This is a genomic window from Bacteroidota bacterium (genome assembly GCA_016718825.1).
Taxonomy (GTDB): domain Bacteria; phylum Bacteroidota; class Bacteroidia; order J057; family JADKCL01; genus JADKCL01.
In genome coordinates, this window is sequence record JADKCL010000012.1 from 175,272 (window position 1) to 197,863 (window position 22,592).

At 50.0% G+C, this 22,592-nt stretch carries 16 protein-coding genes; 10 read left to right on the forward strand and 6 right to left on the reverse strand.

Annotation, left to right across the window (positions count from 1 at the left end; all coding sequences use genetic code 11):
* Positions 1-86: 86 nt before the first annotated feature.
* Positions 87-1,766 (forward strand): multicopper oxidase domain-containing protein, encoded by a 1,680-nt coding sequence (locus IPN95_15705; protein ID MBK9450817.1) that lies wholly within the window; start codon positions 87-89, stop codon positions 1,764-1,766.
* Between the two features lie 163 nt (positions 1,767-1,929).
* On the opposite strand, the gene IPN95_15710 is transcribed toward IPN95_15705, so the two are convergent.
* Positions 1,930-2,355 (reverse strand): PKD domain-containing protein, encoded by a 426-nt coding sequence (locus tag IPN95_15710; protein ID MBK9450818.1) that lies wholly within the window; start codon positions 2,353-2,355, stop codon positions 1,930-1,932.
* Positions 2,356-2,658: 303 nt separating this feature from the next.
* Here IPN95_15710 and IPN95_15715 point away from each other — a divergent pair, with 303 nt between their 5' ends.
* Positions 2,659-3,459: a T9SS type A sorting domain-containing protein gene (locus tag IPN95_15715; protein MBK9450819.1), complete on the forward strand. Its 801-nt coding sequence runs from the start codon at positions 2,659-2,661 to the stop codon at positions 3,457-3,459.
* A gap of 1 nt (position 3,460) precedes the next feature.
* On the forward strand, positions 3,461-5,194 hold the full coding sequence (locus tag IPN95_15720; GenBank protein ID MBK9450820.1) for a multicopper oxidase domain-containing protein: 1,734 nt from the start codon (positions 3,461-3,463) through the stop codon (positions 5,192-5,194).
* A 260-nt stretch (positions 5,195-5,454) separates the two neighbouring features.
* Here the strand turns inward: IPN95_15720 and IPN95_15725 are convergent, their stop codons facing one another.
* Positions 5,455-5,604, reverse strand: coding sequence for a hypothetical protein (locus tag IPN95_15725; GenBank protein MBK9450821.1), 150 nt, complete (start codon positions 5,602-5,604; stop codon positions 5,455-5,457).
* A gap of 36 nt (positions 5,605-5,640) precedes the next feature.
* Here IPN95_15725 and IPN95_15730 point away from each other — a divergent pair, with 36 nt between their 5' ends.
* Positions 5,641-5,883, forward strand: coding sequence for a hypothetical protein (locus IPN95_15730; protein MBK9450822.1), 243 nt, complete (start codon positions 5,641-5,643; stop codon positions 5,881-5,883).
* A gap of 294 nt (positions 5,884-6,177) precedes the next feature.
* Positions 6,178-6,498 (forward strand): helix-turn-helix transcriptional regulator, encoded by a 321-nt coding sequence (locus IPN95_15735; GenBank protein MBK9450823.1) that lies wholly within the window; start codon positions 6,178-6,180, stop codon positions 6,496-6,498.
* Between the two features lie 621 nt (positions 6,499-7,119).
* Here IPN95_15735 and IPN95_15740 read toward each other — a convergent pair.
* The 3 genes from IPN95_15740 to IPN95_15750 form a co-directional block, all read right to left on the reverse strand.
* On the reverse strand, positions 7,120-10,371 hold the full coding sequence (locus IPN95_15740; GenBank protein MBK9450824.1) for a gliding motility-associated C-terminal domain-containing protein: 3,252 nt from the start codon (positions 10,369-10,371) through the stop codon (positions 7,120-7,122).
* Between the two features lie 140 nt (positions 10,372-10,511).
* Positions 10,512-11,015, reverse strand: coding sequence for a hypothetical protein (locus tag IPN95_15745; GenBank protein MBK9450825.1), 504 nt, complete (start codon positions 11,013-11,015; stop codon positions 10,512-10,514).
* 95 nt (positions 11,016-11,110) lie between these two features.
* On the reverse strand, positions 11,111-12,268 hold the full coding sequence (locus tag IPN95_15750; protein ID MBK9450826.1) for a hypothetical protein: 1,158 nt from the start codon (positions 12,266-12,268) through the stop codon (positions 11,111-11,113).
* Positions 12,269-12,833: 565 nt separating this feature from the next.
* Between IPN95_15750 and IPN95_15755 the strand changes: the two genes are divergently transcribed.
* Together IPN95_15755 and IPN95_15760 are read left to right on the forward strand one after the other, a co-directional pair.
* Complete coding sequence (locus IPN95_15755; GenBank protein ID MBK9450827.1) at positions 12,834-13,019, forward strand: hypothetical protein; 186 nt, start codon at positions 12,834-12,836, stop codon at positions 13,017-13,019.
* A gap of 724 nt (positions 13,020-13,743) precedes the next feature.
* Entirely contained in the window at positions 13,744-15,186 is a 1,443-nt protein-coding gene (locus IPN95_15760; protein ID MBK9450828.1) for a hypothetical protein, read from the forward strand.
* Here IPN95_15760 and IPN95_15765 read toward each other — a convergent pair.
* The gene (locus IPN95_15765; GenBank protein MBK9450829.1) at positions 15,183-15,575 is read right to left on the reverse strand and encodes a hypothetical protein; all 393 of its coding nucleotides are present in this window, start codon (positions 15,573-15,575) and stop codon (positions 15,183-15,185) included. The genes IPN95_15760 and IPN95_15765 overlap by 4 nt on opposite strands.
* A gap of 719 nt (positions 15,576-16,294) precedes the next feature.
* On the opposite strand from IPN95_15765, the gene IPN95_15770 reads away from it, so the two are divergent.
* From IPN95_15770 to IPN95_15780, 3 genes are all read left to right on the forward strand, one after another.
* Positions 16,295-19,765 carry a hypothetical protein gene (locus IPN95_15770; protein MBK9450830.1) on the forward strand — a complete coding sequence of 1,157 codons (3,471 nt, stop codon included), beginning with the start codon at positions 16,295-16,297 and terminating at the stop codon, positions 19,763-19,765.
* A complete protein-coding gene (locus IPN95_15775) occupies positions 19,746-20,834 on the forward strand; it encodes a hypothetical protein (protein ID MBK9450831.1) in 1,089 nt (362 codons plus the stop codon). Before IPN95_15770 ends, IPN95_15775 begins: the two co-directional genes overlap by 20 nt.
* A gap of 73 nt (positions 20,835-20,907) precedes the next feature.
* Positions 20,908-22,592: hypothetical protein (locus IPN95_15780; protein ID MBK9450832.1), on the forward strand; the 1,685-nt coding region annotated here is incomplete at its 3' end.

Sequence of the window (22,592 nt, forward strand, 5' to 3'; positions counted from 1 at the left end):
AGATACTTCAATCTTTTTTTTCTGTAACCAATGTTACCGTCGGTGCGAAAAACAACCTCTAATTTTATGATGCAATGAAAAATAATATGAATTCCATGCGATGGGGTTTGCTATTGGTACTTGGCTTCTGGTCCTCCACTCAAGCTCAGAACCTGATTCCGATTCCCGACACGCTTTCGGGTGCCGATATTTACCTCAGTATCGCCGACAGCAATCAACAGTTTTATCCAGGTTTCAATACAGCCACCATTGGGTACAATGGCCGCTACCTCGGCCCTACGATCCTGCTCAACAAGGGTCAAAATGTCGCGATGCACGTGACCAACATGCTCGCGGATACCACGACGACGCATTGGCATGGCCTCCATGTGGCACCCATGAACGACGGCAGCCCCCATAATCCAATCATGGCTGGGGACACTTGGATTCCATCCTTTACTGTGATGGACAATGCAGCAACCTATTGGTATCATCCACACTTGCATGGGAAGACAATGGATCAGGTGCTGAAGGGTGCGGCGGGGCTGATCATCGTACGGGATTCGGTCGAAGGTGTTCTGGCCCTGCCGCGTACTTACGGGGTGGATGACATCCCCCTTGTTTGCCAGTTTCAGACTATCGACAACAATACCAAGCAAATCGTGCTCAATGACGAACTGGACAATACCAGCATGGTCAATGGGACACTGGACCCCATGGTGAATGTGCCCGCCCAAGTGGTGCGCTTGCGCTTGCTGAATGCCAGCAGTCACCGTGTGTTGCAATTCGGTTTCAATGACGGCAGGACATTCCATCAAATCACAAGTGACGACGGCTTGCTCGATGCACCTGTTCCGCTCACACGGTTGCGTCTTGGCAGCGGAGAGCGCGCAGAAATATTGGTCGATTTCAGTGGGCAAACTGGCAACGCCTATTACATCAATCAATATGGCAACGAACTACCATCGGGATACCCAGGAGGCCCTGCCATGATGGGAAATCCAATAGGGCCGCTGGACAATACCACGTTTAACTTTTTGCAAATTAATGTTGTGGCTCCGACTTCCAATCCCGTCACCACAATTCCCACGGCGCTCACCACCAATACGCCCTGGCTCAGTGGCGGCGCATCTACAATGAATTTCCAGATTCAAGGTTCACCCATGATGAGCATGACCAACTTCACAATCAATGGGGTCCAATACGATGAAAACGTGATCAATTTCACAAAGAATTTGGACGACATCATGATTTGGAACATCACGAATCAGAGCATGATGGCCCACCCCTTTCACATACATGGTAATCATTTTTACATCCTTTCCATCGATGGAGTCACCCCACCTGCGAACCTTCAAGGAAGAAAGGACGTGGTCTTGCTAGGGCCCCAGGGAAGTTCAGTGAGATTGATAACAAAGTACTCCGATTTTGCGGACGCTTCCATGCCTTATATGTACCATTGTCACATTCTGAGTCACGAAGACAAAGGCATGATGGGCCAGTTTCTCGTCGAAGCAACGGCAACAGGCTGCTGCGACGGATTGCCCGCATTTGAAGTGGTAGTCTATCCCAATCCCGCAGCGAATTTCATCGAGGTATCATTGAGGCATCCTGATGAAAGAATCGAAAAGATCGAAGTATTTGATATGCTTGGGCAGATGCGTGAGAAAATTGAGGGTAGTGAAAATGCGCTGTCATTACCTACGCAAAAGTTTCGCAACGGCGTGTATGTTCTAAAGGTCTATGCGGAAGGCATGTGTGTTAATCGAAAAATTCAGGTGTTCTAGCCCGAATTTTGACCTCCAAGCAAATGAATAAAATACAAGTAAGCATCGTTGAGATTGATACCTATCGGTCACAGTTTCTGAATCCTCAAAAAAAGAGTCGTGCAATATGCACGACTCCTTTTTCTACAATCCCCTGTCGATGCGATGAGATCCGGATAATTCCTCATTCCTTTTGACTGGCTGATTTCAAACCCACTGGAGCGATGTCCCTTCCTTGAAATCGCGCAGCATGATGAAGATGATGCACGGGGTGATGATGTGAAACGGAGAAAAGGCCATTCACTGTAATGTGGTGACAGGATGTATGTGAGCACCCATGGCTGTCATGAATCGTAAGACAAACATTATAGACTCCGTGATGTGCAAATGTATGGGTCGGATTTTGAGCAGTTGAAGTATGGCCATCGCCAAAATCCCACAGCCACGACGTAATTGAGTGACCACTTGTCGATGCATCCCCAAATTGCAAGGTAAGGCTATGCATGGAGTGGTGATAGCCAAAGGTGGCATTGCAGCCACTTTGGGCATTTGACTGGATTGCGGAAAGCAGGAGAAGTAAAAGCGAAAGTACCGAAAGTGTTTTTCTCACATATTCTTTATTACAAAGTACTGAAAATGAACTTAGCCCATCAAAGCTAAATGTTTTGTGCGAAAATTCGCACGTCGAATCCAAAATGCTAGAATTATATAAATTGAGCTGATTTTGGTTGGTTAAAGCTGGATGATTGAAGCAATGCTTGTTTTGCAGAACGATGGAATCGTCGCGTATGATAGGCAGGTATCGCCCTCTGAAAGACTTTATAGGTTAGACAATCGACTTATATAATTTTGATGCAATGAAGAACTTGTCTCTAAAAGCACTATTTTTCGGTCAAATTAAAGGATAAGGTTTATGAAAAAAGGTATAATCGCATTGGTTTTGGGCTTTGCTCTCAGTCTTCTTGGATCTTCAGGTTTTGCCCAGACGACGGCAATGGATTTTGAGGGTGTCGATTGCAACGGCAATATGCACCATCTGTTTGCTGATTTGGACGCTGGAAACGCTGTGATCCTGGAATTTTTCATGAACAACTGCAGTCCATGCGTCACTGCAGGTACCAAATTGGAGGCACTGAAAGCTGATCTGCTGGCGGAATATCCAGGCATGATCAAATCGTATGCCTTTGGCTTCAACAATACCTATTCATGTACAACAATCAATAATTGGGTGAATAACAATGGCTTTTCATCCGCGCCCATGGACAGCGGCGCCGCCCAAGTCGCCTACTATGGTGGGATGGGGATGCCAACGATTGTGATTCTCGGCGGCGGCTCCAATCACTCGGTTTTGGGTAGTCCTTACATCGGGTTTTCTACGAGCGACACAACGCAAATGGCATCTGACATCCGTGGATTCCTAAATACAGCCACGGGCATCCAAGTTCAAAACGATCCTTTGGAAACTGTATCGGTATTTCCTAATCCCTCCCAAGATAGGATTCAATTGAATGTGAACGTAACTGCTGCCGGCAACCTCCGCATCGAGATGCTGGACTTGACGGGAAGGCAGGTGCGTGTACTGTGTGACGAAGTGGTAGGTGTCGGTACATTTACGCAATCGTTCAGCACATCCACTTTAGCGAGTGGAAGCTACATGATCAAGATGAATGCCAGTGGCAATCTCACCAATCGCAAGGTGAGCGTAGTACATTAAAATGAAAATCAATTTAGTTCCAACATTCTTGGCAGCCGCAATCTCCTTTGCGGCTGCTGGAATTTCCTATGGGCAAAACCCATTGTTCATTCCTGATACTTTGAGCGGCACGACCATTGGGTTGACTGTGCAAACTGGGAGCAAGACCTTCTTTCCAGGATTTACCACTCCTACTTTTGGCTACAATGGAGATTTTTTGGGGCCTACGCTCTTGATGAACAAAGGCGATAGCGTTACGCTCAATGTCACCAATTCATTGAATACCTCCACAACCGTGCATTGGCATGGCTTTCATGTGGCTCCTGAAAACGATGGCGGCCCTCATCAGGCTATTCTTCCTGGTACCACCTGGAGTCCTTCATTCAAAATACGCAATGAGGCCGCCACTTATTGGTACCATCCGCATGGCGAAGGCAAGACTGAGATTCAAGTTTCCAAGGGTCTTGCGGGCCTCATTATCATCCGTGACAGTGCAGAGGCCAGCTATGCGCTTCCCCGTACTTATGGGGTGGATGATTTTCCGCTCATCCTTCAATCCAAGGCATTCGATGTATTGCAACAAATTGCCATCGCCACGCACGAGGACTCTATCATGATTGTAAACGGCACGATCGATCCCACTTTGGAAGTTCCCAAACAGGTGGTACGCTTGCGTGTCCTCAACGGCAGTGCTGACAGGACCTATTATCTGGGCATGAGCGACAACAGCGATTTTCATTTGATTGCATCGGATGGCGGGCTTTTGTCCCAGCCTATTCAGACTAATCGTGTCAGGTTGTCCACAGGAGAACGTGCAGAAATGTTGATCGACTTCAATGCCTACTCTGTGGGCCAGTCCGTGAATCTGGTAAGTTATTCCTCCGAGTTGCCCAGGGGAATCATCGGGGCCGATTCGGTGGGGACTGTGACCAATCCCATAGGGGAAGGCTACTATTCCAATCCGCTCAATGGGTTGGATTTTAGTCTTGTGAGGTTTGATGTGGCGGTAGCAACCAACAATCCTGTGGTAGCTATTCCATCTTCCTTTGCCCCCCTCATCCCAATGGATACCTTGGCCGTGAATGCACACCGCTACTTGCATTTTGGCGCAGATACTACCCAATTTGGTGAAGTAGCTTTGGTGGATGGCCCGTTTCACATGAACAACGACCCTTTTGAAATGGATTCCATCAACATCACGATCCCACTCAACAACAAGGAAATTTGGACACTTACTAATTCCACCAAAGTGGCGCATCCCTTCCATATTCACGACATCCAGTTTTTTGTCTTAGACATCAACGGCACTCCGCCACCGCCGCAATATGCTGGCCTAAAGGATGTGATCTTGGTCAAGCCAGACGATACCCTGCGTTTCATTACCCAGTTTGTAACTTTTGCCGATGATTCGGTGCCTTACATGTACCATTGTCATCTTCTGCACCACGAAGACGATGGCATGATGGGGCAGTTTTTGGTGGTGAATACAGCGACTTCTGTGCCTGGGAATACGACCAATGACTTCGCCGTGTCACTTTATCCAAACCCAGCATCGGATCATATTTCCCTAGACTTTGGTGATCGGCCCGTTTCCCAAAACTACCTTGAAATTTTGGATGCTTACGGTCGGGTCTTGATTGAACAAAGGCTTGCCCCTGATGGAAAACTCAAAATAGAAGGCTTGGTTGCAGGATTCTATTTTGTGAGAATCAATGGAAGAGATGGAATAAAAACCTTGAAATTCTTGAAACAATAAGTCCTTTGGCAACCACAAGGAAAACATATCGCAAGCGTGGGCAAAGGCGCAAGGCTTTTTTTAGCCTGTGTTTGCTGTTACCCTTTTGCTTGCTGTTCCTTGTGGAGATGTCTTGCTTGCTGGGAAAGTTGCCGAAAACAAAGATCAATTGCCGTGAAAGCAATCTTTGTCAAGGCCATTCCAAGCTAGTTTCCATTCTTATTGAAAGTCCAACGGCCCAAAAGGCAGCCCTTGAAGACGATCATCATCACGAGAATGGATCACAAATCGAGCATCCATCGCATGAGCATGGTGGTGAGCCGCAAGGACATGCGCACCATCATCCTTCCACCTTTGAACATGAAGAAGAGCCAATTCCCGATGCGGTGCAACAGCATACATCTTGTGAGGCCCATATAGACCTCGAGCAAGCAGCGGAAGAAACCAATTTTGAAGTTGGAGTCGATATGGGAATGGCATCCCTTGAAAGTTGCTGCATCGACGACTCGGTGCGCTTTTTCTCGACACCAACCTATTTCCAATCCAATGATGCCATTGCCTCACTTCAAGTTCCGTTGATTGTTTTTTGCGAACTCCCAAGGGAAGTGCTGCTTTCATTCGAGGAAAAGACCGCATCGTTCAAGCCACCTGAAAACGAAGCACTACCCACATTTTCCAGATATGTACGCTTCCAAGTGTTTCTGATTTGAGAAGACACAGCAGTTTCTCCATGCCTCACATGGAGCAAGGATTGTTGTGTTTTCATTCTTCAAATCACGGACATGGAAGAGATTACGATTTGCCTGAAAGGCATACGTTCAAGTGACTGCCCACCGCAACTATTGACGGTTTTGGAACAACTACGGATCGAATTGGTGGAATTTCGTTTTGGATTTATCACTGTAAGGAAACCACATCACCTCAAATTGGCGGCAATAGAAGCCCAATTGGAATCCTCGGGATTCATTCCAATCAGGGGCAAGCAGGGTCAGTTAGTTGAAAAAGTGAAACACTTGGTTTTCTTGATGTTCAAAGACGACCAATTCCAAAAAAGCAGACTGAACGTATCGCATCACATTGCTACCCATACTGGCAAGTCTTATGCCCATATCAGCCGTATGTTTTCCAAACACGAGGGAATGACCTTGGAAAGATTCATCATTGAGCAGCGGATCGATCATGCGAAGCAACTCCTTTTGAGCCGATGCTTGACGCTTGCGGAGATCGCAACGAGGCTCGGTTATAGCAGTGTACAGCACCTTTCAAGCCAATTCCATGAGATCAGTGGAATGACGGTGAGGATGTACTTACAGTCAAATAATTAGGTAGCTAGTGTTTTGAAAACTATTGCCGAAGAGCCCGCACTGTAGGACGTTCATCGCATGTCAAGAAATGGATGTAGCACATTCGAAAATCGATGTGGTTTCAGCTAGGTGGGGAGAATGAGGATGGTTGGATGAATACATCCTGCCTACCGTATCCTGGAAGTACGGCTGTTTTGAGCGTTTTGTGGCAGGCCTAGATTGGTAGGCTGGAATCGGAATGATCAATAATTGGTTTTGCCCTCTCTCTATCGCCGTGCCAAGGCGCGGCGATAGAGAGGGGGGGGGCGTCCGCATTACCCGACGCTCCCGCATCGGGCTACCGACAAGCGGCCAAAAAACGGTGTGGGCAACGGCAAGGGTGTGGAAAACTGCGCGGGCGAGGACGAGACGGTTTGAGCAACGGCAAGGGCGTGGTAACGGTGTGGGCAAGGAAAACGGTGTGCGCAAGGGCAAGGGTGTGGAAAACGGAGTGGGCAAGGAAAACGGAGTGAGCAAGGGCAAGGGAGTGGTCTGGATCAGAATTTGAGCAGAATTTCCAGAATTTGAGCAGAATTAGCTTCGCTGAACTTACGTTTCACTGAATTTACAGAATCACACCTTGTGTTGAATTCCTTGGGATGCTTAGCGTCGCCTGATTGTCAGGCCGCCGGTTTGGATCGTTGCTTTTTCGCTTTTTGCTTCCTTTAGGACCCACCAATAGACGCCGTCGGGGAGGGTGCTGCCGTCGAAGTTTGGGTGGAGGCCGTCCATTTGGAGGACTTTACCGCCGGCGCCGTTGAAAAGATGGATTACAAAGTCGGCTGGGTCGATGTTGGGCTGCCATGTGATTTGCCAGGTGTCGTTTTTGTTGTCGCCGTTGGGGGTGAAGACTTCGGGGATAAAAACGGTGTGGGTATCGGGTGCGAGTGTGATCGCAAGGGAGTCGGGGAATCCTGTGCAGGTGGCGTTGCGTGGCGTCATCAGGAATTTGAGTCGGGCAAGATCATAGCTGGAATTCAGTGTGAGGGTGAGTGCCAGCGTTGCAGGTGTGGCTGGGCCAAAGGGTCCGATGGTTCCGGTATTGGGTGTGATTTCGCGGAGGTTGGTGCCGATGGCTTGCCAATCTACTTGGGTGCCGTCGGTGTCGGTGGCGATCTGGAGCTGGACTTTGGCGGTTCCCTGGGCGTTGGTTGCCGATGCGGTAACGGACGCAGTGAGCTTGGGGACCGGAAGGCCGCGCAAGACTGCCGAAAGGCTGTCGGTGCATCCGAGGGCGTTGGTCAGGACAACGGCGACGGTGTCGAGGGTGTCCAATTCGGTGCTGAGGAGCAGGAATTCGTCGGTGGTGGGGAGGGGGTTTTGGTTGAGGTACCATTGCCATTGGATGGCGCCGCCTGCGGTGGCTTCGAGCATCAGGCTTTGGCCTTGGCAATAGTTGGTGTCGGGCGTGACGGTGAGCCGCGCGGTGAGGGGCTTCGGCAGGATGGTGAGTTGCTGGGTTGCGGTTTCCGGGCAGGGGCCGGCGGTGGTGTATTGGATAAAATAGGGTCCGCCTTGGAGGCTCATGTTGGCGTCAATTTCGCCGGTTTGGTCGTTGGCGAAGGTGATGCTGGCGGTGGATTCCCAGAAAAGTCCGCCGGGAAGGGCAATGGTCGTGGGAATTGGGTTGGGCCCGCCTTCGCAGTAGGTGGCATTGGGATAGGCGAAACTGGGGTCGTCGGGCGTGTCGATCCAAATACTGTCGCGGGTGTCGATGGCGCAGCGGTTGGCAATGTCATAATAGACGATGTAGGGTCCGCCGGGCAACATGGCGTCGAGGTCGAGCTGGCCGCGGTCGGTGTTGCTGAAGACAATTCCGCCACCTGCCACGAAGCTCCCGAGCGTGTCGCCGTTGATCAGCGGGGTCGCGTCCGGATGGGCTTGGCAATAGTGGTCTTGGGGATAGAACATGGTGGTGGTGCTGTCGGTTGGGCTGATCTGGACGGTTTGGGTGAAATTTGCCTGGCAACTGCCCAAGAGGGAATAGGTGACGTTCCAGGTGCCGGGTTGGGACTGCGCGAGGAGGATGGCGCCCGTGGATGGGTGCACGGTGATCCCCGAATCGCCAGAAAAGGTGCCGCCGGGCGTGCCGAGGATCAGCGGCAGGGGATTGGTGTCGGCGGTGCAGAACAAGGAGGCGGGATAGGCAAAGTTGGCCGAGGCTGAACTGTGGATGGTCACGGTGAGGTCGAGGCTGTCTTTGCAGGTGCCGCCGGTGATGTGGCGAATGGTATGGGTGCCGGCACCGCTGGCGCTGAGGTGGAGGCGACCGTCGGTGTCCACGATGGTTGCCGTGGTGACTGGGTAGAATAAGCCGCCGTTGCCTTGGATCAAGGGCCATGGATCGGGGTCGCCGAGGCAAAAGTTGCCATTTGGAGGGTAGGTGAATGCGGGGTTGTCGGTGGTAAGGACTGTAAATGGAATGGAGGCTGTATCCGAACAAAATCCGCCAGTAATATGCCTGAGTGACAGTGTGAGTGGGAGTGTGAGATTGGAGGGTAGGGCGATCTGTGTCGTGTTTGTCGTTGTCAGGATCTGGTTTTGGCTGTTGAGGATTTGCCAAAGTCCGGCGGCGGTTTGGGCGATGGGTGCGAGCGTGTCGTTGGCGCAATATTGTGTTTGGGGCAAGGTAAATTGGGCGGAAAGGGTAGTGTCGATATGCAGGTTTGCGATTGCCGTCACGGTATCGGGGCATTGGCCTGTGGTGGCATATTGGATGGTGTAGGTTCCGGTTTGGCTGTTGGCTGGATCGATTTCGCCGTTGGGTCCGAGGTCGAGGCCGATGGGATTGGCGAAAAAGGTTCCTCCGGAATTGCCACTCGTGAAGGTGGGCCATGCTTGTGGTGCGCCTTGGCAGAGTGTTGGGACGCCGAGGTTCAATGGTATGGCTGGGTAGGCCACTGTTGCGGTCGTGGTCGGCAGGATCAAAACCTGTATTTCGACGCTGTCGAAGCAGGGTGTGATGGGGACCCACCAAAGGGAATGCAGTCCGACGGGCGAGAGTGCGGGATCGAATAATCCGACCAGTGGATTCATCAATGCGAGGCCTGTGGGAGAACGGAATATGCCCGCGGAAGGCAGGAGATTTGCGGTGTCGGCCATGATGGGTGCACTGGTTTGGCAAAGGGTAATGAAGGTTTGGCCCTGAATGGTGGCTTGGCCGGGCAAGACCGGTCGGATGTCCACGTCGAAAGCCACCGTGTCGGCGCATCGGGGATGATTGGTGACATACTTGAATTGGTTGCTGGCCCCTACTGCTCCGGGATGCAGGGGAATTTCGCCGGTGGAGGGATTCACCCAGAATCCGGGGGCGCCGGAGCGGCAGCAGAAGGCACCCGTGGCGGTGGGTGGTAACAGCGTGATGGACGGCCTTGGGTTGGTGTCTCCGAGGCAGAATACGCTTGCGCCGTAGGTCACGCTGGCTTTGTCGCCTGTGAGGCAGATGGTGTCGGCGGTGGCGTAAAAGAATGTGTCGAGGGCAAGGACGGTGCGCTTGACGATCTCCAATCGGAGGCAGGTGTCGCTCATGTAGGTAGAAGGGAGTGCGAGTACCAAACGGTCGTTGGTGCCGCCCATTTGCGAGACGATACTTTGCGGCCATATCCGTTGGCCCCCGAGGAAAACCTGGGTTGTGTCCCAGAGTTCGCCGCTGGTGGCCCGCTTGAAGTATTGGCCGTGAATGGTGATGGTGCGGCCTTTGCAGAAGGTGGTGTCTGAGTTGATCTGGTAGGTTGGCGGCAGGCTGGTGTTGTCGTAGTCCTGGATGATGGGGATGGGACTGTTCTGCGCCGATGCTAAGGTGGCCGTTTCGAGCAACAAAAGAAGCAATAGAAGCCTGTGGAGATGATTTTCCATATCCTTAACTGATTGATGATGTACTGCCTATTTTCTCAAAAAGTGGGGATCAAGCGCCGCAAGGCGGCATGGTTGCCCCGTCTCCCCTCCGACGGCTGCCGGGGTGGGGTGTGTCAACGGAAATATTGTGGTGGAGGTGGCTAGGATTTAGACTCCTGTTCGGCGAGGATGCGCCTTACGTCGTCCATCCATGTGGGGTCGCCGTCGTCTTTCTTCACCCAAATTGGGAAATATTCGGACTCGTCGATTTCCAACAGGTCGTCCAATTTCAAATCAAGCCTTTCGTACTCTTCATTGAATGCTTTCTGCTTGGGAACCCATGAAAAATCGCCATCCAAGGGTGCTGCAAGTTTGTCGGAGATTAGTACGCTATTGAAACCTTTGAGAACGTAAACGAACTGTTGTTCCAAATCCAATTCTTGTGGCGGTTCGGGACAATTACCTTGTTTCCCGCCATCGACAAAAGCATCAAGGTACTTTGAAAGGGAGAACTTTGTTTCTGGATCACCAATTGCGGCAAACTTGAAGCCTATTCCTTCTCCAAAGTTTTGAAGATAGATGATGCAGTGAGGATTCGAGAGTGTCACAACATCCCCGTTTCTCCTTCCTTGGAGAAAATGATATTTTTCGATGCCCTCAAGCATGTGCGATTCAGCAAAAGATGGGAGATCAAAATGGGTATTTTCGATCCATTGGAAGTCAAATTGGCATGTAATCTAATGAAATCGGTGACACAAAGTTAGGCGGATGCCTTTTCGCGAGGAGTACCTCCAAAGAAATTGGACTGGAATTCGATCACATTTCCATTAGCATCTTTGGCAGTCTTGGGCGATAGGTCTGGATTTTCAGATCGATACCTAAACCGATTGTAGGCTTCCATGTCGATGTCCTTTAGGTTCCCATTTTTGATCACCTTATTTCTGACATCTTTCCAATATTTCGGAAAAAGCGATGCTTCAAGCGAGCTGAATTTTTCTACATTCCCGGAGCTTTTGTCAGGCGCAAGCCCTTTATTGAGGAGAACTCCAAGTTCTTGCCCTGTCACCGTCATACCGCCATCGATCAATTCTCCATCCCTGAAAATCGTGCTTGGCAGCATTGGATCACTGATGAAGCGAATGATGTCGCCACGGTCCACGGCGGCTTGCAACCAAGCATTGTTTTTGGCCCAGGACCAGTCGGCAATGTCCAGAACGTTGGTGCCGCCCATGTTTTCGCCGACCATTGCGTCTTGCTGGAAGCGGAAATAGTTGGTGCCAATTGGCAGGTTCATGGCTCCTTGGAAACCGTCAGGGTGCTTGGCAGCATCCACGGCGCGACCGAGCACCGTAGTCGTCTTCTTGGGGTTCAGGATCACCGTTTTTCCAAAGTCGTCGTAGGGGATTATTGCGCGAATCCCAATGCGTTGTCCTTCTTGGGCAAGTTCCAGGAAGCCGCCCATCTTTTTTCCGTCGGCATTGGTGTAGCTAAAACCCTCCAAGACGGCAAGGGAAACCGCCGACTCGCTTGTGAGCCAGTCGCCTTTTTCATAGAAGTCAGCAAGGATCGTTGCCATTTGGGAGACAAGCCCAAGGCGTTTCACGGTGGGCCAAAGCTGTTGCCATTCTTCGGGTGCAAATCGGGTGCTTGCAGCAAGGAATTCGGTCATTATTGGGTAGGTCAAAGCCTCGATTTCGTCGCCGGTCAAGCCCAACCGTTCCAATTCGGCTTGCTGCTGTGGTGTGAGTCGATTGGCGTTGCTTACCTCGTCGGGCGGATTGACGGGAGTTGCAGTAAGAGCAAATTTCGGAGGCATGGCCGAGGCTTTCATTTCGGCTTCCTGTTCGGAAAAATCGTTGTGGAGGCCGGGCGGTTTTACCGATGGGCCATGCATTGTGGGTGAATGTGTTTCTTTCATAAAATCAGCGTTGAGTGGTGGTGAGGAATTAGAAATTAGAAATGAGGAATTAGAAATGAGGAATCATGCTTGGGGTACTTTGCTAGTTCAATATGTTCGACCCCGCTGGGGTCGTTACCATAAGGGAAATCTTCTTCTATAAAGGTTTGACCCCGCTGGGGTCTGACCCGCCGGAGGCGGATCAAACGATGGAGTCTACAAAACAGGGGTCTGACCCGCCGGAGCGGATCAAACGATGGAGTCTACAAACATTTGACCCTGCTGCCGTGTGCCGCGAAGCGGTGGGGTCTGACCCGCCGGAGGCGGATCAAACGATGGAGTCTACAAACATTTGACCCTGCTGCCGTGTGCCGCGAAGCGGTGGGGTCTGACCCGCCGGAGGCGGATCAAACGATGGGGATACCTTTGTTTACAGACCCTGCAGGGCGGTTTTTGGGGCCGCGCCTGCTTGGGATCAATCAACAGAAGGTAGATGTGGCAGGGCAGGCCATTTTTTGATGGCTAGCCGTGCTTTTGTCGGATTGGGAGACACATCAAAAATGGGGCAGCGCAGCTGAGCGCAGGGATGCTGTTATCCTCCAAGTGGTTGGGTAAAGGAAAATCCACTGCACCCAATGCTGCGACTGCACCCTTGGTAGAAGAAGGCTATTGCTGCGAAAAACCAAGGAAGGACGGCAACGGTGGGACGGGATCGGAGAATCATTCGATCCGTGAACATTTCCAGCAATGGTATTGGGATTTGCAGAACTAGGCGTTTGTCCCTTTCCGCTGCCGCCTCCTTGGAATCACCCGCTAATCAATTCGTTTGGGCCAAGATGTTGTTGTAACAACGTTGCTCATTGCTTGACGTCCCGCCCTCAAGCGGGACGGATAAGCAGCAAGGATGTTGCCTATCTTCCAACTACAACCAACCCTTTCCGCAGGGCGGAACGATGTGCCATTGCATACGAATGCCTCCTTCACATGGGCCTGTGATGGTGTCTCCAATAAATGTGTGTAGTTTTACGTCAAAGATCGGGCTTTCTCTGTGGTGACGTCGCCAAACAGCAACCACTTTGAAAGTATCAAGTCTTGAAAGGCCCGGTCCCGTCAGGGACCGGGTTATCTTTCTTAGGGCATTGGGTTGCGGTAATGTTGATCGTCTTCATCTTCACCAACCTGCATCCGTTTGCCTTTTCTATTCTCAAAAAACGTCCATCCCCGCCATCGTTCCATCCTGATGCCAAATAAGTGACTTGGTTGATTCCGAACTCGCGGAAGAAAAAAAATATTTCCGTTTTTCTCGGCAGTATTGCGCTTCGAATTGGGGCAAAACGTGGGGAGTCATGTTGCATCGCAGCCCAAAAGATTGCATGAATTAAAAATTCATGCCATATTGGGATGAACTTCGCTGCAAAAAGCAGGAATCGGTCAGCTTAATGTCCCGTAATCCCTTCAAAGGTACAAGGTCGCCCTCTACGCGCCTGAATGACACTGTGAATCAGTTGTCGGATGGCGAATTTGAGGACGTGGTGGGCATCCTCTCGGTGAGCCGGAAAAAGCGGAAATGGCTAGCCCTGATCGTATGGCATAGGGGTAAGCAACCTTATGAGACCGCAGCAGAAAAGGCTGCATTCGAGGGATATGACCTGAACTCGATGCGCGAACTGGCAATCAAGCGCCTGGACGCTGTGATTGCCGCGTTGAGGTCTGGATTGCCCCCGGAAATTGCGGGGATTGCTGACGATTTGAATGGCCTCCCCCGTACGGAGCTTTTGCAAGCATTGAGCGAAATCCATGCCGCGAAGGCCCATGCCATCAAGCGCTGCTACCTGGAACGGCTGGTGAAACTGATTGGCTTGGAGGCTGAGATTCTCTCCCTCGTACTTGGCGGGGAGGAGCGTGCCGTTGCCATCAATGGGTGCGAGGCCGAGCTGAAACAAGCGCGCGCCAACATCGTGCTTGCGCCGCAGATCGCTTATTATCGTGCCGAGTACTTGGACAAGGTGATCGCCACACGTATGAAATCAGGTGTGCTCGACCAAGAACGGATTAATCGGTACCTCACATCGGAATTTGCGAAGCTCGACGTTTCTGCCTACCCACCCTTGTTGAAAAGCGAAAAAACAATTCTGGACGAAGCGTTTCACTTCCTGAACGGGGATGGTGAAGCCGCTTGCAGGCTGGCTGAGTCGGTCTGGGAATTGGATCAGCTTTCCCCCTTCCTCAGCCCTGTCAAACGTGCCATGCTGATGGTTCGGCTCAATGATTACTACATTGCCTTCGGTAACCGTGAGAAAGGGGCGAGTTTGGTCCGTCAATTTGCCGCTTTTGATCCAGAATCGCCTCAGAACAGGGCGATCTACCTCATCAGATACTTGGTGGTGCTGCTGGAATGGGCGACGGCGGGTGATGGCTATGTTTCACAACAGACGGCATCGGACATCTTTGAGCGGCATGAAGAATTTGTACTCGCGTCACCTATCGGGGGAAACCGATCTCGGATCTTGATTGCCATCATGGCCATTTACCTTGGAAGGCATGATACTAAAAGGGCAAAGACTCTTTTTGACAATCTTTACCGCGAAAAGGATCAAAAACCACCATTGTTGTATCGAATTTCAGGCTTGATCTGCCACCTGATGATTTTGTTTGACTCGCATGAGGTCGCCGAACTCAAGCACCACGCCAAGAACCATCGGGAACTTATGTTGGAAAAGGGGGAGTTTTCGATCCCCGCCATACAGTTCTTGGGTTTTCTTCAAATCAATGCAAGGAGGTATGCTAGCCCAAAGCCATCGAAAAAGGTAGCCAATGCCTACAAGGCTGAGCTTGAGGCGATGATCAGTAGCCTTGAACGCTTCCAAGACGAAGATGGGAACGCTGTACGTTTGTTTTACGAGCCAATCATCACTTGGCTGGCTGCCAAACGGATTTAAATATTGTCAATAAGGACGTCAATATGAATCCCTCCATTCCGCACTCTAAACACCAGCATTGGCGGTGCCACCGATAGATAAGTCACAGTGAGTTGTCCCTGCACATACTTGGCAACCATTTGCCCGTAGTTCAAACCGAAAGTCTGCTGCCCCCATTCACGGGCCTTGAAGATTGCTGCAAGGGATATCAACTGCGGGACTTGACCGCCATTCTCCAGGTAGGTCACCAAGGCGTTGAATCCACCGCCATTGCCCCAAGCCCAGCCGTTCCCATTGTTGTTGCCGTTGCCTTGCCCATAAGCGTTTCCATTGCCGTTCCCATTTCCTTGGGCATGAATGGCGGCGAAAGCGATCAAGAAAAATGAAAACAGTACGAGTATCTTTTTCATACACACCCTACTTTTTGGTTGGAAGAAAGATGAAGACAGCGACAAGATAGCGATTTTGGAGGCATTTTGTGAATCCATCGCGGCAAATACCTTTCCCGCGTGGGTACCGTCTTGTGGGCCATTCTTCTCAATCTTACACCACTTGCCCCGCCGGAAATTGGCTGTTGTGGCTGAAATGGCCCCGAATGCGCATCTACTTGGTCCACGATCCAAGGCGGAGCGAAGGGCCAACACACGCTTTCCTTGCGATTTCTGCGCCAAAATTCGGCCTCCAGGCCTCAAAAAAAGTCAGTCCGCACGGGGTGGGTTGCTCTCACTTACTGAGCGAACCTTTTTTTCAGTATTGGTTTGGTGGGAGTAGGGTTGCTGAGTGGGGGCTGGAAATGGTTTGGGGTAAAACGGTTTGGGCAAGGGCAAGGGCGCGCCAGGGCAAGAAGGGGTCAGTGAAAATTTTATGTTAATGGGCTTGCTTTTTCGCTGGGGAATGCTGAGATTCGTTTTTGTCAGACATCTGCCATCCATGGGACAAATTTAGCCTAGAATGTGAGCGGTTTGTTTTTTGGTAGGGGGGGGCTGTCTGTGTGTTCGTGGAATCCAACGGCATCGCATTATGAGAGAAATAAGGAATTTTCTAGACTTCTTTGTCAAAGTCAAACCAATTCACTAACGACTTGATACTATGGCAACTGAAGTGTTTTTTTTTTGCTGAGACGGACTTGATGGAGGCACAGATGGGTGCGCCAGGAGATTCTGCATTCGGCCCCGTGACGGGATCAGAGTTTACCAAGTTCAGGGTGACTAGCCTGCATGAGGGAGTACTCAATGGAAATTCCAGAAGCGATCCTAGGGCATTTGCAGTCTGTAATGGTCGTGTTCGGGTTCAACAAGATGGCTCTAATCCTGATTTGTTAACGATTATACTTGCGCCTGATGTGGAATTAATACCGGGTATCCCAATCAAATACTTCGTTTATCGAGGCATTAAGAAGGACAGTCTGTTGAGCAATCCGACTATTTTGGTTCCGGCAGCTCCGCTCAATGATCAAATTTTCACCGATAATTATATCCTCAATAACCATCCTGACACGTTGGGACTTGCATTTAGGTCCTCAACTAATTCGCCACCATCTACCCTCTTTGAAAGGGAGGATAATGATACAATAGACTCAATATTTTTTGAATCAACCACCCTGCGTGCATTGCACGTAATGGCTGGAAAGGAACTTGGATTATTTGATGGGAATTCATTTGGCTTCGAGATATTGCTGGGTAGTGTTTGGGCTGAACATACTTTGGACATTATTAGGAACGTATCGTTGACAAACGGCGGAAATTTTGTTGAGGTCTTGAATTCGTTTTCTGGTGCCGAGATACGGGCAGTACGGGAAAAGGTATATACCTATCTTGACCCTGCGGCATTTTTTGGCATGTGCACTTCTAAGGGTCTTACTATAAGATATCTGAGCACAGTCAGTGGTTCCCCTACCGCAATCAGAACACCTCAACAACTGTTTGATGAACTATTGACTCTTTTTCTCAACCGGTCTAAGTCGTATATCGATATTCGAAATGAAAATGGGTTGTCCTACAATTTTTATCTTACCTACAATCCAGGGATCATAAATGTTGGTTTGGATTCCTTTGAACTTCATGACATTGAGAAGGACAATGTTCCAATGAGTAGTGCCAATAGCAGGTCATATGAAACAAGTGGCTGGCCAATTCTGATATTGGATTATGGTTCTCAGAGTCCGTTTGCAATTCCATCAGGTAGCGAAAAGGCTGGGATCAGAATTCAACTAGCCTGGGGTGTCAGCAATCCTGGCGACAGAAGGACAATGTACCTTGCAAATGGTCATTATTATTATGATCAGACAGGAAAGAAAAAAAGGGGACGCTTGTTTTCAGTCAACAACGCGAACAGTTACTTGGTATTGAAAAATCAGTCTGGATGGTGTAATGAGATAGTGCTGGGAATACATTCTGTTGATGAAGGGCAGACGACTGTTCCAGTTTCATGCTATTTTCGAGGACAGTATTCCCGAGAGTACAGTAACCAACCGGCCTCTCTTTCCCAATTGACAACGGCATGCCATTGGGACAATGTTTTCTCAATTGGAACAACTGGCCCTAGGTGGAAAAATAGTAATCTTTCCAATTGGCAATTGACTGGTCATATTCGAGAGGTCAATACTGGAAATTTGAACAATCAGGCATTTGACGGCATTGTTGAATCTGGCATTGCTGTTGATCGAGATCCTATTTCATTCGCAGAAGAAAGAGTCACGTTGTATTATGTCCCTATAGCGATCAGACGGAACCCTGACTTTTACTTCATTAACAGTAATGCGAAAGCCGTCGGCACCGGAGGGGAGCCGTCGTCCCCCAGAAGTTTTTTCCAATTGAAGGAGGGAAACGACATTGCCAGCGGAACAAAAGATTTGTTTCTTCAGAAAGTTAGCGAATACAGGGGTGCTGCCGCTCCTCCCAACCCAGGTCAATATCTTAGCTTCCTAACCTACACCACGAACCCTCGTGGGGAGGATCCTACGCAACCTAGTGGGCTTCAGGTTCAAGTTCGAAATAACCCCGAAAGCCTGTATGCTATCTCGATGTCCCGTTCTGAATATCAGCTCATCCTTGATGCGATATCAGCCAATCAATTAGTTCCGGATCTTCATCCCATATTTCTTAAAAGAGACCTTGAACAGGTTCCGAGAGAAACCGAAGATCAAAATTTACGTGCATATATTGGCATGACGCTAAAGGTGGTGGGCGCATTGGCTGATGGAACCATTGTTGAAGTCCCAATCAATGGAATTTCATTGTTCTCCTTGTTCGGTGATGGCCGCATTTTTTGTACTAACTCAGCCGCCCAATTTGAGAGCATTCCAACAACGTGGAGCTATACGTCGCTTTTTGTTCCATACAACCCACCCACTTCGGGTATTTCTGCAAACGTGTATGCAGATTTTGTCCGAGGGTTGGGGCAGATTGCTACCACCTTTAGGCGATATTCGCCGATGGGATATGCGATCCTTGAGCAAGTTCGTACGGTTGGAGCAAAGATTATTCTACACAGTAATCCTGGGGAGGGGAACCAACAACGGGTGCCCTATCAAGTAAGGATACAGCTTGACCCCCTATTGTATTACAACCCTAATGGTGTATTTACGGGAGGACGAACTGACAGCCCAACATATTATAGTGGGATTCTCCCAGGCGGATCATCGCCGTCGTCAAGTAGCTTGGGTTTTCGGTTTACCAATCTGTCCACGCTGCCTGCGTTTGTATATACGCTCCCATATTCTCTTTTTATTCGTATCGGCGGAGAACTTAATCTTACTCGTTACGCTGATCTGAACAAGGATCGAAATTTGAAATCCTCTGAGGTTTTTGAGTATTGGGTTCAAGACTATTCGGAGGATGATATTTCTCAGGGTTTGTTTTCGCTTTCAAAATTATACCTTGAACGGACAGATACTCCTTTGAGCAACAACCCCGGATACACCCGAACCACGCTAGCTAGGCTAAGGAGTCTAGGCTCTGGTACATTGGATTGGAATATCCCTATTGATATTCGAATCAATCATGATGCATTTGTGGCTAAAAGCACTACGTACTCGTTTACACCTCAAGGGGCATCCAGTTCTGTCCAGGTTGCTGACATCAATCCTAAGCAGGATTGGTTATTCCTTACTGTTTTGCATGAATTGGGACATGCTATTTTTAAGTTGAGAGATCCCTTGATGTCTCTGATATGGGATATGCTGGAAGGCTATTTCCCTGGTCTGGTGCGAATGGATTCCGGAATAACGACTCGTCCACCCTCGTTCGATGCAAATAGTACTAGGCTTTTGGAAAAGAGTCGGCTGATTCTTCTCCCTACATCAAACATCCCCTATCCACAGTTTCCAGATACAGTATCTGCAATGGGACCGTTGGTTGATGCCTACTTGGAAGCGGATGGATTCCTTCCCCAGACCGGAGCGGGGCATCTCAGAGGTGATCCCAATGCCCAGTTTGCAGCAGTATTGGGTGCCGAGGCTATGAAGGGTGTACTTGATTTACCGTTGAAATTACTGAGAGTGACGTCCCAGCACCAAATCCAAGCGCCTTACAACGAAGCGACACAGTGGTTTGATCAGGAATATATATTTTTAAATCTGGATGACTCGAAGCTGCAATAAATATCGAACAGGCTTTCCGCCTCTGTGGCTGGTCTTTCTGGGCATCGCCTTTTTTGGAACTGCCTTGGGACAAATGCCGATTTCATCAAGTGAAACTGGTGATAGCTTGGGTCAAATTCGTCAAGCCGTGGGGCTGGAATTGCTTAAAGAGAAGGCGCTTGATCCATTCATCGTCTCCAAGAGAGCATATATCGAGAAATTTGGTTCTGAGCCACATCATCGTGTGGTTCTAAAGCAAGCCTTGAAATGCAACAAGAGTCGTCGACTTAGGGAACAAATTTACATGCCTATCCCCGGAGATAGTTTTCTATTTGCCATTGATGAGGAGAACAGCCCAATGCGTGTCACACCATTTAGAGAAGAATTCGTTCCGTCTTCGGCATATGATTTTTACCTTATTGATTTTCGCCCATCCTATTGTGGGAATATGATTGGAAGCTACCAAATCAATCGAGCAACCAATGGCCAACCAATTCTAAATGGTATCCCGAAACCTTCGACTTTGCTATACGATGGCAAGTTTTTCGTCGGGATTGGCCACGAAGATTCCTTGATTAGGCTGGATTCGCATTCGGTGCTACCTCCTGTGATCTATCTTGGAGAGGATTTCGAGTCTTACGATAACTCCATGTCCTTGATAATGAGGCTTGCCCACGAATCGCTGCCTGAGGGTGACTACGGATTCCGTTGGCTATACGAGTTTGTACAGTTTGATGCCTATCCGGATTTTGGAATGATACGGGTAATTCCAGATTCATTGACGGCAATTCAACGTCGTGTAACCTTCGTAGATCTTACTAGCGGTCAGAAATACGTTGCCGAGGTAAAGGAGGACCGAATCACCTATCATTTGTTGGAGGATGCAGCGAATTTCATCCCTGCGGTCGACAGTGCCTATCGTGCAAGTTTCTCGCCTGATCCTAATTTTACAATTGAGTTTGAATCTCGAAAGGGTGCGCGGTTTCGGTACCGCATTCAAAGGTATTCAACTTTGATCGGACGAGCTACTTACCGAAAAGGGAAGGTGGATTTTGAAATGCTGGAGGGGATAAATAGAAGAAATGACTAATGGTTGAAAATCAAATAGTATAGATCAAGTGGAATACTACCCTTTACTTTCAGATTTGATCACAGTTGACAAGTTGCCGCAATTCCTAGAGAATGTGCAGGGCAATCTCAATAGCTTGCTTGGGAATATCCGGCTCAAGGAGTATCAGCATGACCGCAGTCCCTATTTTGGAGGAGGGGCTTGGTTCTTGGTGTTGCGGACGCATCAACGGGTGGACGTTAATCTGTTCGGGACTGGCTTGTTCCTTGTGCTGAACCCGGGCTTCAATGGAAACCTTCCAGGGAGTTATACGGATATCCCGATTTCCTTCTGTGCAAAATGGCCTATTCTGGACTATGTGCGAGGCTTCCGGATAGAATCCTTCTCCGCCTCTGCTGATGCTTTCTTTGAATTGCTCCTTGAAATTCTACAGCCATCCCCTGCTCGCATCGTGGAGGCAGTGATCGATGGAGTGGTACTAGGTCGCGATGGGCAACTCTTGGTGAATGAGATCAATGCCCACTACATTTTGTCACCCGCACTTTCGCCAACGTTGGGAGGTGGTTCGATGGCCGACTCCAAGGCCATAGCGGATGCAGTGGACATGCATCCCACTTTAGCTGGACAAGACAAAGACGTTTTGGATGTATTGTTGGACATCTATGTATTGGGAAGTAACCCGCCGTTGCCCCCGCTGGAGTTTCTTGAGAAGGCGTTTGCTCCTTATTTTTTGGATGGCGCCTTGGAGTTCGTGAAGGAGCTGCTCATCCCTGATATCGATGCCTCGATTCAATTGAGTGCCGGACTTGAGATTCCCCGGGAATATTTGATTCCTGTTGATGCGAATGGTGTGGTATCGACGAACCCATCAGTGAAGGTGGTGGTGCTATTTGATCCTGGGGAGTTGCGATTTTCTACTAAGGCTGGTTTTGGTTTCAGCAAGCCGATTTCTGTCACCTTCCCACCCCAATATCCTACTGCCCAGATCGGGCAGTCTCCTCTCCAATTTGGGTTCACAAATGCAAGACTTGATCTGTCGCGAACCAAGAGCATTCCCGAGGCTCTCTCGGACGGCCGCCCAGACGACTTCATCGGCGTGGCCATCGACCAAGCCACGATCACCTTCCCCAAGTTCTGGCAGCAGGATCCGAACGGCCCACCCTCCACGGCGCAGATCGTGGGGCGCAAGCTCCTGATCGGCACGGGCGGATTTTCTGGCACGATCGCGCTTGAGGCGAGCAACCAAGGCGACCTGTTCCACACTCGGCTGAACAACCCGAACGGCTTCGCGATCGGGCTTCATGCGTTTGAGGTCAAGTTCCGTCAGAACGCGATCATTGGCTCCACGGTCAAGGGATGGCTGACGGTCCCGGGGCTGGAGGACAGGAACAATCCCGGGCAGCCGGCGAAGATCGAACTGGATGTGAGCATCGGGAATGACACGTTTGAGTTGACGGCGGCGAGTCAGCAGGGGGTGGTGCTGGGGATCCCGAATGTGTTTGACTTTACGGTTCATAGCCTGTCGATTGGGCGGGCTCCTGATGCCAGCGATCCGGGGAATTACAAATTTCATCTGGCGCTGTCCGGGGACCTGAAGGTTACGGCGACGCAGCCGGGCGGCTCCGCTCCGGTGCTGGACTCCTCGATCCACATCGAAAAACTCGTCATCTACGACGATGGCTCGTACGAGTTTGTGGGCGGGGTGAACATCCTGCCGCGGGCGATCAACCTGCAGCTGGGCCCCGCGAAGATCACGGTGACAGCGCTGAGCTTCGGGAG